The organism is Klebsiella sp. M041 (assembly GCF_059759695.1).
In genome coordinates, this window is sequence record NZ_JCAXWU010000010.1 from 29,384 (window position 1) to 43,231 (window position 13,848).

The window sequence follows — 13,848 nt, forward strand, 5'->3', positions numbered from 1 at the left end:
TATAAAAATCAGGCCAGCGCCGCCGCGGTGTGGATCCGGCCTAAGCGGATCGCATCGAGGGCAATCATGCGCTCTTCATTGGTGGGGATAACCGCACAGCGCACCCGGCTGCCGTCGGCGGAGATCAGGCGCTCGCCGGCCGAATTAGGCTGCTGGTTGCGGGCGGCGTCCATCTCAAGGCCAAAGACCGCCAGCCGCTCGCTCACCAGCCGACGGATCAGCACCGAGTTTTCGCCAATCCCGCCGGTGAAAATAATGCCGTCGAGACGCTGCAGCGCGGCGGCGTGGCCGGCGATATGGCGGGCGATGCGATGGACGAAGGTTTTGATCGCCAGGCGGGCGCGGGCATGGCCCTCATGCCAGGCCTGCTCCAGTACCCGCAGGTCGGAGGAAAGGCCGGAGATCCCCAGCAGGCCGGAAGCGGTGTTGGCCACCCGCTCCAGGTCGCTGAGGGTCTGCCGGGTTTCCGCGGCAATCCACGCCATGGCGCCGAAGTCGACATCGCCGCTGCGGGTGCCCATCATCAGCCCCTCCAGGGGCGTCATCCCCATCGAGGTGTCCACGCTGCGGCCGTTGTGCACCGCGCAGATCGAGGCGCCATTGCCCAGGTGGGCGATCACCAGGCCGCTCTCCTGCTCCGGCAACCCGAGCAGCGCCAGGGCGCGCCGGGAGACATAGCGGTGAGAGGTTCCGTGGAAGCCATAGCGGCGCACCCCGAGGTTCTGGTAATACTCCCACGGCAGGCCATAGAGAAAGGCTTCCGGGGCCAGGGTCTGGTGAAAGCTGGTATCAAAGACCGCCACCTGCATGACCCCCGGGAACAGCCGCTGCGCCGAGGCGATGCCGCTAAGGCTGGCGTAGTTATGCAGCGGGGCCAGGGACGATACCTGGCGAATATTGTCGATAACCTCCTCGCTGATAATGACCGACTCGGTGAAGAGGTCGCCGCCGTGGGCGACACGGTGGCCAATCAGGGCCACGCTGTCGATAAGATCGCGTTGGGCTAATGCCCCGGCAATCGCCTTCAGGGCGCCTTCGTAGCCGCGCGGCGCCAGCGCCACCGGCTCGCCGCCGTTGAGCGAGAGAGACGCCTGGTCCGCGTTGATGCCCTCGGCTACGCCGTTGAGCAGGCAGTCGCAGCTGGCGGCGTCCAGCACGGAAAATTTGATCGACGACGAGCCGCAGTTGATCACCAGCACTACCGGAAATTCAGTCATGTTGTACTCCGTGTGGCCTGAGCCGGATTAGAACAGTTTGTAAACGATATTGAGGATGGTCAGCAGACCAATGGCGGTCACAAAGAGGTTATCGAGACGGCCACGGTATTTGGCCAGCGAAGGCGCTTTACGAATGGCGTACATCGGCAGCAGGCACAGCAGCGAGGCGATAATCGGCGCGCCCATGGCCTCAATCAGGTCGAGGATATTAGGGTTGGCATAGGCCACCACCCAGGTCGAACCCATGATGAACACCATGCTCAGGGTATTGAGCTTGCCGCTGGAGACCCGGGTTTTATCCCCTTTATAGCCGAAACGCAGGATCAAACCGTTCAGCCCCTCGAGGGTGCCGAGATAGTGGCCGAAGAACGATTTGAAGATGGCCACCAGGGCGATGATCGACGCGCCATACTCCAGCAGGGTGGCAAAGGTGGATTTGGCGCCCGACATCGAGGCAAAATGGTTCGCCAGATAGGAGAGCACCGGGATATTCTGCGCCTTGGCGTCCGCCATGTTCTGCGGCGAGAGGGTAAACAGGCAGCTGAAGGCGAAGAACATCACCACCGCCACCATCAGCATGCTGGCCCGGGAGATGATCTGCGAGCATTTGTGTTCGGTATACTCCCGGCCAAACTGCGCTTCATACTCTTCGCGTTTGGAGACCACAAACGAGGAGACGATCGGCGAGAAGTTAAAGGAGAACACCATAATGGAGATGCCCAGCCACACTGTCACCAGAATGCCGTCGTGACCAGTTAAGGCGATATCGCTGAGGTTCACCTGATCAATCACCGCGCTATTCCAGTAAGGGATCAGAGACAGGGAGATCACCACCAGGCTGGCGATAAACGGCCACACCAGATAGCTCATCACCTTGACCATCAGGTCTTTGCCAAACCAGATGACAAACGCCATCAGCAGCAGCAGGAGCAGCGCCACCACTCCGCGGTTGAGGGCCGGCATCTGCAGCTGGTTCTCCCAGAAGGTCATGAAGGTATTGGTGATCGTCACGCCATAAATCCACAGCAGCGGGCAGATGGCGAAGAAGTACAGAAAGGTGATCACCACCCCGCCGGTTTTGCCAAAATGCTCTTCCACCGTTTCGGTGATATTGTCGGAGGGGTTAGCCCCCGACAGGCACAGCCGCGCCAGCGCCCGGTGGCAATAGAAGGCGATGGGATAGGCCAGCACCAGCATCACCAGGATCGGGATCAGCCCGCCGAAGCCGGCGCGGATGGGGAAAAACAGCACCCCGGCGCCGATGGCGGTACCAAACAGGCCCAGGGTCCAGGTGGTGTCGGATTTACGCCAGGACGAAAGGCTTGTCTGGCTGGATGCAATGCTCTCAGTCGTACTCATATCCTGTCCTCACTTATGTATTGAATTAAGCGTCAACAAAACCGGTAATTTGCGATACCCGCGAGAGATCGATATTGCCGCCGGAAATCAGGCTGACCGTTTTGCGGTTCTGGATATAGCTGTCTAATTTGCCGCTTAATAACGCGGCGCAGGCCAACGCTCCGGCCCCTTCGGTGATCACTTTATTGCGCTGAATTAAGGCGACCATGCTCTGGCGAATGTCGTCCTCACTGACGAGGACGATGTCATCCACCAGCTGGCGGGCGATTTCATAGGTCAGTTTTCCCGGGCGGGCGACATCGCAGCCATCGGCTAAGGTGCCGGCGTGGCGATGGCTGGTGATCTCTCCGGCGTACCAGGAGGCGGCCATGCCGTGAACATTCTCCGACTGCACACCGATAATGCGGATCGTCGGGTTAATAGATTTAATCGCAATCGCGATGCCGGCAATTAAGCCCCCGCCGCCAATCGGCACAATGACATTATCCACGTCATACAGATCTTCTAATATTTCGAGACCGATGGTGCCCTGCCCGGCAATAACCTGGGGATCGTCATAGGGAGGAATAAAGATACGGCCTTCAAGTTCAACAATATCGCTGGCTTTGGCGAGGGTATCGTTAAAATTATCGCCATGCAGCACCACCTCCGCCGAATAATCGCAGGTGGCGGCGACTTTCGATTTCGGCGCCCCTTTCGGCATCACCACTTTCCCGTCAATGCCGAGCATGGCGCAGGAGAGCGAGACGCCCTGGGCGTGGTTGCCCGCTGAGCAGGCCACCACCCCTTTGCGTTTTTCCGCTGCGGATAAGCCGCAGAGCTTATTAAAGGCGCCGCGAATTTTAAATGAACCCGTGCGCTGCATATTTTCGAATTTAAGAAATATTTCACCCTTACAGCGCTCGCTAAAATAATTCGAACGCGGCATACCCGTTTTATATATTTTTCCTGCCAGGCGTTGCTTCGCTTCGAGAATATCGTCAATGGATACCGGAAGATCGTAGGTAATATGCATTATGGCCTCTGTATCTTAATATAAAGTCAATGACCGGGCGTCATCCTGCTGACAACAGCGAGGATGGTTGTTGGATTATTTAATTAATATCAGTCAGGCAATTTCTATTGGCTGCCAGTGGCGGTTGCCCTGCCCCGATGAATACTGTTTCGCCATCTCCACCAGCGACGCCGCCGCGGTTTTCAGCCGATAATTTTTCGACCACACCGCCGCATAGCGCGCCACCGGCAAGGCCTCTTTAATGGGGATGGTGACAAACTGGCTCGAGCCGAACGGCGTGGTCATGTCGCAGGGAATGACCGTCAAAAAATCGGCATTGAGCACCAGGTTATAGATCGTCACCACCGAATCGGTATTGACGATATTTTCACGGCGGATGCCGCTGCGCTGCAGGGTGGTCAGCAGTTCGCTGTAGTAGCCCATATTGGTCTCCGGCAGCACCCACTGCTCGTGCTGGAGCGAGGCCAGGCGGACGGTGCCGTTGCCGATCCGCGCCCGGTTCGCCACCAGCACAAACTCAGACTCAAACAGCGGCTCGACGTGCAGGTCCTGCAGCTTCATCTCATCGCTCAGCGTCCCGATGGCGAAGTCGAGGCGCCCGTCGCGGATCGCCGGCAAGAAGGCAGAGAGCTGCGCCTCATACATCGATACCCGCGCCTTGGGGAAGGTCATTTTGAACTGATGCACCATCTCCGACATAAAGGTAAACCCCACCAGCGAGGGAAAACCAAAGGAGACATCCACCACCGTGCTGTTGGTCAACGCATTCATTTCATTGACCATATTTTTCATTTCCCGGGTGATCGCCTCTGACCAGTTCAGAAATACCTGCCCGGCCTCGGTGAGCGAGACGCCGGTATTTCGCCGGACGATTAATTCGCTGCCAAAATAGCTTTCCATGTCGCCAATGATTTTACTGACCGCCGGCTGTGTGAGTCCTAACGCTTTTGCTCCGGCCCCGATAGACCCGCTGCGGATCACTTCCTGGAAAACCACCAGATGCTGAGTTTTAGGCAGAGAAAAAGTATTCATCACGTCTCGCTTTCATTCCTTTGTTGACGGCGGAAAGTGTAACAAATCGCGATTAGCGGGTTATGTGAGAGCTCTCACAAAGGCTCCGCCGTGGCCGATTAGCAGGATTCACCATCCGGAATAATCCATTTAAAATCAATTCATTAAAATCATTACCAACGTTGTTTTCGCGTTTTTTGTCGTAACCGAATGCGGGGATAAAAATAATTGATGGCGATAACATCGACGGCAAAATGGCGATAAAAAATACGCTTTTTGTACGCTATTTGACCCGCGCCGTCAGGGCGATAAAAAAGGCTAAAATTAAATTAATGCTGTAAAGAATAAAAAGCGGACGTAATCAACGCCATTATTTAACGACAAGTCGGTTTGGCATCACATTTTATCGGCGGCGGGCGGGAAAAAGGCGCAGGCATTATTTACATCAAAGAAACATTAAATTCACAATCTTGTTTTTCTTATGCGGCGGAGGGGGCGGCTTTTTCCGCCATATCGCAGGCGGTCATACTTTGATTAAAATCAACCCTGGCAATTTATCTTTTGCGGTGCCTGGCAGGCAGTCATTTGTGTTGCCGATCACAAATCTTCAAAACAGCTAATTAAACGCGCCTGTTGCTCGCTCTGACACGGAGGTGGTACACCGCAGCCGACTCGCCAACGACGGTAAACCGGACCGTCTCCCTTATAACTCACTGACCCCCAGCGCCGCGGCCTCATCCCGCCACGCCAGCAGCGGAGCATAGGCCTCCCGCGACATATCGCTATAGCCGCAGATCAGCAAGGCGTCGCACAGGGGGCGATAGCGCGCATCGCTCACCAGCTGCTGGAGCGCCTCGCGCAGGCTGTTCAGCGTCGTCGCCGGGGTGGCGCCGGCGGTGATCAGCGGCAGCCCTGGCGCGGCCGGGCTCCAGCCGATCGCCGCCAGGCCTGCCAGGGCCTGCGGCTGATGGCGCTGCAGCAAAGCGTAGGTCACGCAGTCGATGGCGGCGATATCGGCGTTTTCCTGTTGCAGCTCGCGCAGCGACTGCCGATGGCTGCCGCTGAACACCACCGCCGAAAAAAATCGCCCCTGCCGGGAGAGCGGCGCGACCATTTTGCGCAGCACGTTGTAGCCAGACTGCGAGTGCTCGGCATTGCATACCGCGCGGCGGCCAAAAAAGTCCGCCAGCATCCGGTGACTATCCGCTTCGCGGACCACCAGCAGGCTGCGGTAGCGGCGCCCCTCGCAACCGGGCGCGGCGTAGTGGAAGCAGCCCACCGTCTGCACCTCCGGCAGCTGGGTCACCAGCGGATAGCCACAGGTCTGGCTCAGCAACAGCCCCGGCTGGCGCCAGTGGGCCTGCAGATCCTCGGGATCGGCCGCCGGAGGGTCCCCTGTCACCATCACGCCGCGTTCAGCCAGCAGCGACTGCACCGCCAGCCACAGGGCCTGGGTCTGTTGTCGGTGGATGGCATACATGGGAAAGGTCATACGTTCAGCCATGTTCTCCTCCCGCCTGCGCCTGTTCGCCAAAGCCTGGATGGGCGTTCACCGCCACCGCCCGGCGGCTAAAATGGCGTCGCCACTCACCGTAACCACGTACCAGGAACCCCTGATTACGCTGCAGATAAGCCGCCTGACGATGCAGATACAGCCGACGTAAAGCGTACCAGGGGACCCCTGGCAGGTCATGATGTACCGCATGGTAGTTGAGATTGAGGAACAGCACCCGCCAGGGAAGCCCGGCCTCGTTGATCACCGAGCGGGCCAGCGGGTCATCCGCGGCCCGGTGTTCGAGAAAAGAGCGCACTTTGGTCAGGGCCAGCGCCGGGTAGCTCACCGCCAGCACAAACCACAGCGGGGAAAAACCCTGCGCCGCCATCCAGGCCAGCAGACCCGTCAATAGAAACAGATGCAGGCTCCACATGGCGATGGCGCGGCGGTCGCCCGCGCGGAAAGCCCGCAGCGCGCTACGCAGGGTGTGAACGATATCCATCAGCGGCGCCAGCAGCAGACGCCCCCAGAAGGTGTTGCGCAGGTGGATAAGACGGCGCTGCCAGGCAGAGAAGCGCTGCCAGCTTTCCGCCGTCACATAGTACGACTCGGGGTCGTCCTCGGGGTGCGTCAGCAGATGGTTGCGATGGTGCGCCAGATGGCTGTCGCGGTAGACGCCGTAGGGATACCAGACCGCCAGCGGCAGCGTCCCCAGCAGCTGGTTGAACCATGCCAGCCGGGTGGGATGCCCATGGATCAGCTCATGCTGTAAGGACATATACCAGGCGGTAAACCAGATTAGCAGCAGCGTGGCCGGCAACAGTCCCAGCGTCCGCCAGCTCGTCACGCAGGCAAACCAGCCGCCGTAAACCGTCACAATCAGCAGCCAGGTCGGCAGCTCGCTGCGCCACAGCCAGCTGCGCGCCAGCTGGCGGATCAGGATGCGCTGTTGGTCATCCACATAGACAGCCGTCTTCTTTTCCGTCACTTCCGATACCTTGCCGTGTTGCCTCATTCCCTTCGAAGATGTGAGATAACACGTTAAATAACAAAGTATTTAATTTACTTAGCTTTGCCAAAAAGCGCGTTTACGTTCCGCATGACTCAGAGAATGCCGTCCACGGCGCAACGGGTCGATGGCGTGCAAATAGCGTGGGATTCTGACAGCCGTGGCATGAGTTAAGAGGAGACGTTCGCTGCGACCACCATCTGGTTATGATGGCCCATCGCCCGGCGGCGCTAAGCTTGCCGGGCCTACGGGATGAACGTCGATCCCCGGTCACTGGAGGCCGGTGTTAGCGCAGCGCCGCCCGGCAATCCACAGCAGGCAACGTACCCCCCTTTCTTGCCCGCTGGAGGCTGGCGCCTTATCCGCCTTCGCGCCGGCGTGGCCGGCGGAGCGGCGCAGAGACTACTCCTCTTCCCGCTCCGCTGGGGTCCAGGTCGGCAGGGTCCGGAAGGTGTGCAACAGCCCTTCCGACCACGCCTTGCGGATGCGGTTGAAGTAGGGATCGCTGTCGGTGATGCGATGCTGCCCGGCGCTGCTCAGGCTGCCGCTGCGGTAGAGCAGCGTATCCAGCGGCAGACCGACGGACAGATTACTGCGCAGCGTCGAGTCAATGGAGATCAACGCGCAGCACATCGCCTGCTCCAGCGGCGTATCGATGGTCAGCACCCGATCGATGATTGGCTTCCCGTACTTGCTTTCGCCAATCTGGAAATAAGGCGTGTCGCGGGTGGCTTCAATAAAGTTGCCCTCCGGATAAATATGGAATAGACGATGGGTTTCACCGGCGATCTGGCCGCCAAGCAGCAGGTTGCAGTTGAAGTTGGTGTTACTGCAGTTTTGCTGGTTGCTGCTGTCGCGCTGGATCACCTCCAGCAGCGTTTTCCCGATCAGCATGGCGGCGTCGTAGAGGGAAGTCACCTGCATCAGGTTCGGCTCCTGCTGGGTACGGATCCGCGCGCTGAGCAGGCTTATCACGCTCTGGGTGGTGGCCAGGTTGCCGGCGGATTGCAGCACCAGCACCCGTTCCCCTTCCTGATGGAAAACGTGCAGCTTTTTAAAAGTGGCAATATGGTCGACGCCCGCGTTGGTGCGGGAGTCGGAAGCAAACACCAGTCCATCCGCCAGGCACATGGCCACACAGTAGGTCATTGCGGTTATTCCCGTATTATTGCTGCTGCGCCTGCTGGCTGTGTTCGCGCACTTCAGCGTTGGTTAACATAATCTCCCCGCCGCCGCCCAACCGGGTGCCCCGTACCGGGCAGGCGTCGAGATAATCCAGCCCGGTCGCCAGCCGCAGATGCTGATTCAGACGACGGGTATTATTGGTGATATCAAACGACAGCCAGCGGCCGTCAAGCCACACTTCCGCCCAGGCATGCATCGCCACATGCTGGGCGTTATCGCTGTAGACATAGCCGCTGACGTAGCGCGCCGGGATATCCAGCGCCCGGCAGCAGGCGAGAAAAACATGGGTATGATCCTGGCACACTCCCTTCGCCCGGGCGAAGGCGTCGGCAGCGGAGTCCTGCACCTGGGTCGCGCCGGGGGAGTATGGCATTCTTAACAGCAGATCCGCCATCAGTTGATTCAAACTCTCTTCCGCCGCATCGGGACGATAGAGGCGCTGGGCAAACTCGCGGATCGCCGTATCGGCGCGGGTCAGCGGCGTAGAGCGCAGAAAAACCAGCGGCGATAGCAGCTCGGCCTCTTCATCACGCGTCTCTTCCCCCTCGTCGGCGATATCGACAATCCCGCTGGCGCGGATGGTGATCTCTTTGTGCGGGTTATCCAGCGTCAGCACATGCAGCACATTGCCCCAGCCGTCGGTGGTGGTCACCGCCGCGCCGTCCGGCAGGGTCAGCGTCCAGGCGGTGATGGTCTGCCGTCCGGTGCTGCGCGGCGTCAGGCGCAGATACTGGGTGGAAAACTTCACTTCTTCATCGTAGCCGTAGCGGGTGAGATGATCGATGACCAGTTTCATAAGGCCTCCAGATAGGTTTGTCTGATGCTGTCGGACAGGGCGTTAATTCTCGCCAGCAGTCCGTTAAGCGTGGTCTGCAGGTCCGCCTGCGCCAGGTCGTCACGGGTGCTGAAGCGCAGGTCAACGTTGAGCTGATGGGCGAGGCGCAGCGGCTGATAGGAGCGATCGTTGGCGATCTTCTCCAGTTCGCCCACCAGGTCGGCAATGCTGGCGCGCAGCGAACGTGGAATATCGTTACGCAGGATCAGCAGCTCCATTACCGTTTCGCGACTGACCGGCTGGCGGTAGAGGCTGTTGTATGCTTCGCGGGCGCTGACCGCATTGAGCAGGGTATCCAGCCGGTAGTATTCGCGCACCGGGTCCGGATCGTTGGTCAGCTGTTGATCCTTAATCAGCAGCAGCTGGGTGGTGGCGAACGCACGCTCGATCAGCGTGCCGATACCGATAAAGCTCAGGGCGTCGTTGCGCAGCAGCGTGCCAATCACCGCCCCGCGAAACAGATGCACCCGCTCTTTCACCCACTCGAAAAAGCCGTCGCTCCCCAGCTCGCCCAGCCCCTGCTGGCGGAGGGTTCGCAGCTCGATGCGGGTGGCATTGATGCTCTCCCACACTTCGGCCGACAGACTGCCGCGCACCGCGTGCGCGTTGTTCCACGCCATCTCCACGCAGCTGTAAATACTGCAGGGGTTGTTGCCATCGAGGGCAAAAAAGTTGAGCAGATTGCTCATGGTAAAGCGGGCGTGGCGCGCCTGAAACAGCTCGTGGGTCATCGACAAATTTAGCGGCAGCGCCAGATCCCGCGACTGCTGACTGTGGCGGGGGATCATTGATAATTTCCAGGTCACGTCCAGCACCCGGGCGTAGCTCTCCGCCCGCTCAAGATAGCGGGCCATCCAGAACAGTTCACTCGCCGTACGACTTAGCATGATGCGTCATCCTCCATCACCCAGGTATCCTTGGTTCCGCCGCCCTGCGACGAGTTGACCACCAGCGACCCTTCGGTCAGCGCCACGCGGGTCAGGCCGCCAGGCACCAGCCGCATCTCCTGCCCGGACAGCACGTAGGGGCGTAAATCGATATGCCGCGGCGACAGCCCTTCATCAACGAAGGTCGGGCAGGTCGACAGCGCGAGGGTGTCCTGGGCGATATAGTTGGCCGGATTGGCCAGCAGGCGCTGGCGGAAGGCCTCCCGCTCTTCTTGGGTGGAACGCGGGCCGACCAGCATGCCGTAACCCCCGGCGCCATGGACCTCCTTGACCACCATCAGCTCCAGATTGCTCAGCACGTAGCGCAGGTCCTCCGCTTTCCGGCACTGCCAGGTGGGGATATTGCTGAGGATCGGCTGTTCGCCGAGGTAAAAGCGGATCATCTCCGGGACGTACGGGTAGATCGATTTGTCGTCGGCCACCCCGGTGCCGATGGCGTTGGCCAGCACCACGCCGCCGGCGCGATAAACGGACAGCAGCCCCGGTACGCCGAGCATCGAATCGGCGCGGAAGGCCAGCGGGTCGAGCCAGGCGTCATCGATGCGGCGATAAATCACAGCCACCCGCCGCGGCCCCTCGGTGGTGCGCATATACACCGCGCCGTTTTTAATAAACAGGTCGGCGCTTTCCACCAGCTCGACCCCCATCTGCTGCGCCAGGAAGCTGTGCTCGAAGTAGGCGCTGTTGAAGCGACCCGGCGTCATCACCACGACGCAGGGATCATCCACCAGCGAACTTTCGCGCAGGGTCTGCAGGAGGTAGCTCGGGTAGCGCTCCACCGGCGCAATGTGATGCTGCTCGAACATCTCCGGATAGAGGCGCATCATCATCTTACGGTTTTCGAGCATGTAGGAGACACCGGACGGCGTGCGCAGATTATCCTCCAGCACGTAGTACTGACCGTCGTTATTGCGCACCATATCGACGCCGGTGATATGGGCATAGGTGTTGTTTGGCAGGTTGATGCCCTGCATGCACGGCTGATACTGCTCGTTGGCCAGCACCTGTTCGGCCGGGATCAGCCCCGCACGCAGGATATTCTGCTCATGATAGATGTCATAGAGAAAAGCGTTCAGCGCTTTCACCCGCTGGCGTATACCGCGGTCAATGCGCTGCCACTCCCCGGCGGGGATGATCCGCGGCACGCTGTCAAACGGGATCAGCCGCTCGGTCCCTTCATCCTCGCCGTAAACGTTAAAAGTGATGCCGATACGGTGAAAGAGCAGTTCCGCTTGCGCTTTTTTCTGCCGGATAGAGAATTGATCGGTGTTGCGAAACCATTGCCACCAGGCATTATAGTGCGGCCGCTGTTCACCCTGGGCGGTCAGCATCTCGTCATAATAATGCCCGTCAGGAAGCGTTATTTTTATCATGGCCGTCTCCTCCGGTTGTACTCACTTTGTGGTAATCCCGGTAAGAGATAAGCATTAATTATGCCAGGTCATCCGCCGCCGCGGCGTTGTGCAAATCGGTTCTGACCCGCCGTCTGATTGTGCAAAAAATCGCCACAATGGCCGCCTGCGCCCGCCTGCGGTTGCACCGTCGTGAGGCAGGGCGACGATTTTTGCGCCATGGTGGACGCCAGCGCCGTCAGCCAGTGTGCCGCAGGCCGGGCCTCACAACCCTTCTCGATCCGCTGGTATTCGCCTCCAGCGCGCCGTGGCCAGTGGCCCGGGCGCGCTGGCTTGTCTGTAAGACTAATCGCTTTGCCGGCGGTTGTAGCAGAAAACCAGGCAGGTAAATCCTCTGTTTTCGCGCAAAATGTTACCCCTGACACGCGCAGCGGCAGATATTCGTCTAAGGTTTTTGGATGGCCAAACGTCGTGGCCCGCAGTCGATAATGATAAGGAGAACTCCCCATGACGAGTACTGATGCACATCGTCCCGCTGCTTTGCCCTGTTCCCTGCGCCTGGCGATCGGCGGCGCCCTGCTCGCCCTGATGAGCCTGAATGTCCAGGCGGAAGACGGCAAAACCGCGCCGCCACCCTCGCCGGATATTCTGCTGGGCCCGTTGTTCAATGATGTCCAGAGCGCGAAGCTCTTTGCCGATCAAAAAACCTTCGCCGACGCGATCCCTAACAGCGATCCGCTGATGATCCTTGCCGATTACCGGATGCAAAAAAACCAGGCCAGCTTCGACCTGCGCCACTTCGTCGAGCTGAACTTCACGCTGCCGAAAGAGAACGACACCTATGTGCCGCCCAAAGGGCAAACCCTGCGTCAGCATATCGACGGCCTGTGGCCGGTCCTGACCCGCAGCACCGTCGAGGTGGAAAAGTGGGACTCGCTGCTGCCGCTGCCTAAGCCCTACGTGGTCCCCGGAGGACGCTTTCGCGAAGTCTATTACTGGGACAGCTATTTCACCATGCTGGGTCTTGCCGAAAGCGGTCACTGGGATAAAGTCGAAGATATGGTCGCCAACTTCGCCGCGGAAATTGACACCTGGGGCCATATCCCCAACGGTAACCGCACCTATTACCTCAGCCGTTCGCAGCCCCCCTTCTTCTCCTTTATGGTAAGCCTGCTGGCGACGCACGATGGCGACCAGGTGCTGAAAACCTACCAGCCGCAGCTGGAGAAAGAGTATCGCTACTGGATGGCCGGGGCGGACGCGCTGGCTCCCGGCAGCGCCGACAAACGGGCGGTGCGGATGGCCGATGGCGCGCTGCTCAACCGCTACTGGGACGATAACGACACCCCGCGCCCCGAGTCCTGGCTTGACGACGTCAAAACCGCCAAAAGCAACCCGAATCGTCCGGCCACCGAGATCTATCGCGACCTGCGCTCCGCCGCCGCTTCCGGCTGGGATTTCAGCTCCCGCTGGATGGACAATCCGCAGCAGCTTGCCACCATTCGCACCACCTCGATTGTCCCGGTCGATCTCAATGCCCTGATGTTCCATCTGGAGAAAACCCTCGCCCGCGCCAGTAAAGCTGCGGGGGACAGCGCCGGCGCTACGCGGTACGATGCGCTGGCCAACACCCGCCAGCAGGCTATCGAGAAATACCTGTGGAATGAAAAAGAGGGGTGGTACGCCGATTACGATCTGAAAAGCCACAAGGTGCGCAATCAGCTGACCGCCGCGGCGCTGTTCCCGCTGTACGTCAATGCCGCGTCACGCGAGCGGGCGACGAAAGTGGCGGCCGCCGCCGAGTCGCGGCTGCTCAAACCCGGCGGGCTGACCACCACCACCGTCAACAGCGGCCAGCAGTGGGACGCCCCCAACGGCTGGGCGCCGCTGCAGTGGGTGGCCGTCGAGGGGCTGCAAAACTATGGCCAGCAGAAGATCGCCATGGAGGTCAGCTGGCGTTTCCTGACCAACGTGCAGCATACCTATGACAGCAAACAAAAACTGGTGGAGAAGTATGATGTGAGTTCGACCGGCACCGGCGGCGGCGGTGGGGAATATCCACTGCAGGACGGTTTTGGCTGGACCAACGGCGTCACCCTTAAGATGCTGGACCTGATCTGCCCGCAGGAGAAACCCTGCGATGCGCTGCCCGCCACCCGTCCGGCGACAACGCCTTCACTACAGGACAAACCCGCCGCTAACGACCCCGCCCCTGCGGCACCGCAAAAGACCGGCTCCTGACGCTGTTCCGCTTCCCCCTACCAAAATCGGTAGGGGTGAAGCGGTCTCCCTGGTCACGACCCTCCCGCGCAGGGCCATTCTGCGGCTCGCGGGAAACACCTCTCCACCCCCTCGCGCTGAACAGGTCACCTTTTCGCTTGATTGCACAAATACAAACAATAATAATTCGCATTACTTTTTAA

Annotated in this window: 12 protein-coding genes; 2 read left to right on the plus strand and 10 right to left on the minus strand. The window is 59.7% G+C overall.

All coding sequences use genetic code 11. The features are described 5' to 3' along the window. Positions 1-8: 8 nt before the first annotated feature. The 4 genes from tdcD to tdcA form a co-directional block, all read right to left on the minus strand. The gene (gene tdcD, locus AC6CWS_RS14535; RefSeq protein WP_065881216.1) at positions 9-1,217 is read right to left on the minus strand and encodes a propionate kinase; all 1,209 of its coding nucleotides are present in this window, start codon (positions 1,215-1,217) and stop codon (positions 9-11) included. Between the two features lie 27 nt (positions 1,218-1,244). Then, positions 1,245-2,576, minus strand: a complete 1,332-nt coding sequence (tdcC, locus tag AC6CWS_RS14540; RefSeq protein WP_065881212.1) for a threonine/serine transporter TdcC — start codon at positions 2,574-2,576, stop codon at positions 1,245-1,247. Positions 2,577-2,601: 25 nt separating this feature from the next. After that, on the minus strand, positions 2,602-3,591 hold the full coding sequence (gene tdcB, locus AC6CWS_RS14545) for a bifunctional threonine ammonia-lyase/L-serine ammonia-lyase TdcB (RefSeq protein WP_065881209.1): 990 nt from the start codon (positions 3,589-3,591) through the stop codon (positions 2,602-2,604). A 93-nt stretch (positions 3,592-3,684) separates the two neighbouring features. Beyond that, entirely contained in the window at positions 3,685-4,623 is a 939-nt protein-coding gene (tdcA, locus tag AC6CWS_RS14550) for a transcriptional regulator TdcA (RefSeq protein WP_032453338.1), read from the minus strand. 197 nt (positions 4,624-4,820) lie between these two features. Between tdcA and AC6CWS_RS14555 the strand changes: the two genes are divergently transcribed. Continuing rightward, positions 4,821-4,943 (plus strand): hypothetical protein, encoded by a 123-nt coding sequence (locus AC6CWS_RS14555; protein WP_218811005.1) that lies wholly within the window; start codon positions 4,821-4,823, stop codon positions 4,941-4,943. Positions 4,944-5,305: 362 nt separating this feature from the next. Here AC6CWS_RS14555 and AC6CWS_RS14560 read toward each other — a convergent pair whose 3' ends face one another. The 6 genes from AC6CWS_RS14560 to AC6CWS_RS14585 form a co-directional block, all read right to left on the minus strand. Then, positions 5,306-6,106, minus strand: coding sequence for a phosphate/phosphite/phosphonate ABC transporter substrate-binding protein (locus tag AC6CWS_RS14560; protein ID WP_065881207.1), 801 nt, complete (start codon positions 6,104-6,106; stop codon positions 5,306-5,308). After that, positions 6,099-7,085: a fatty acid desaturase gene (locus AC6CWS_RS14565; protein WP_074442538.1), complete on the minus strand. Its 987-nt coding sequence runs from the start codon at positions 7,083-7,085 to the stop codon at positions 6,099-6,101. Before AC6CWS_RS14565 ends, AC6CWS_RS14560 begins: the two co-directional genes overlap by 8 nt. Before the next feature lie 423 nt (positions 7,086-7,508). Then, positions 7,509-8,255 (minus strand): proteasome-type protease, encoded by a 747-nt coding sequence (locus AC6CWS_RS14570; RefSeq protein ID WP_032453343.1) that lies wholly within the window; start codon positions 8,253-8,255, stop codon positions 7,509-7,511. Positions 8,256-8,271: 16 nt separating this feature from the next. Further along, positions 8,272-9,087 (minus strand): transglutaminase family protein, encoded by an 816-nt coding sequence (locus tag AC6CWS_RS14575; protein ID WP_032453344.1) that lies wholly within the window; start codon positions 9,085-9,087, stop codon positions 8,272-8,274. Next, entirely contained in the window at positions 9,084-10,013 is a 930-nt protein-coding gene (locus AC6CWS_RS14580; protein ID WP_002910835.1) for an alpha-E domain-containing protein, read from the minus strand. Before AC6CWS_RS14580 ends, AC6CWS_RS14575 begins: the two co-directional genes overlap by 4 nt. Next, on the minus strand, positions 10,007-11,446 hold the full coding sequence (locus tag AC6CWS_RS14585) for a circularly permuted type 2 ATP-grasp protein (RefSeq protein WP_498256410.1): 1,440 nt from the start codon (positions 11,444-11,446) through the stop codon (positions 10,007-10,009). The genes AC6CWS_RS14580 and AC6CWS_RS14585 overlap by 7 nt, the downstream gene beginning before the upstream one ends. 486 nt (positions 11,447-11,932) lie before the next feature. On the opposite strand from AC6CWS_RS14585, the gene AC6CWS_RS14590 reads away from it, so the two are divergent. Beyond that, on the plus strand, positions 11,933-13,666 hold the full coding sequence (locus tag AC6CWS_RS14590; protein ID WP_023290200.1) for an alpha,alpha-trehalase: 1,734 nt from the start codon (positions 11,933-11,935) through the stop codon (positions 13,664-13,666). The last annotated feature ends 182 nt before the right edge of the window (positions 13,667-13,848 follow it).

Excerpts from the sequence above, each read along its gene's own strand:
- tdcD (WP_065881216.1), bottom strand. The coding sequence starts at position 1,217 with ATGACTGAATTTCCGGTAGTGCTGGTGATCAACTGCGGCTCGTCGTCG.
- tdcC (WP_065881212.1), bottom strand. The coding sequence starts at position 2,576 with ATGAGTACGACTGAGAGCATTGCATCCAGCCAGACAAGCCTTTCGTCC.
- tdcB (WP_065881209.1), bottom strand. The coding sequence starts at position 3,591 with ATGCATATTACCTACGATCTTCCGGTATCCATTGACGATATTCTCGAA.
- tdcA (WP_032453338.1), bottom strand. The coding sequence starts at position 4,623 with ATGAATACTTTTTCTCTGCCTAAAACTCAGCATCTGGTGGTTTTCCAG.
- AC6CWS_RS14560 (WP_065881207.1), bottom strand. The coding sequence starts at position 6,106 with ATGGCTGAACGTATGACCTTTCCCATGTATGCCATCCACCGACAACAG.
- AC6CWS_RS14570 (WP_032453343.1), bottom strand. The coding sequence starts at position 8,255 with ATGACCTACTGTGTGGCCATGTGCCTGGCGGATGGACTGGTGTTTGCT.
- AC6CWS_RS14575 (WP_032453344.1), bottom strand. The coding sequence starts at position 9,087 with ATGAAACTGGTCATCGATCATCTCACCCGCTACGGCTACGATGAAGAA.
- AC6CWS_RS14580 (WP_002910835.1), bottom strand. The coding sequence starts at position 10,013 with ATGCTAAGTCGTACGGCGAGTGAACTGTTCTGGATGGCCCGCTATCTT.
- AC6CWS_RS14585 (WP_498256410.1), bottom strand. The coding sequence starts at position 11,446 with ATGATAAAAATAACGCTTCCTGACGGGCATTATTATGACGAGATGCTG.
- AC6CWS_RS14590 (WP_023290200.1), top strand. The coding sequence starts at position 11,933 with ATGACGAGTACTGATGCACATCGTCCCGCTGCTTTGCCCTGTTCCCTG.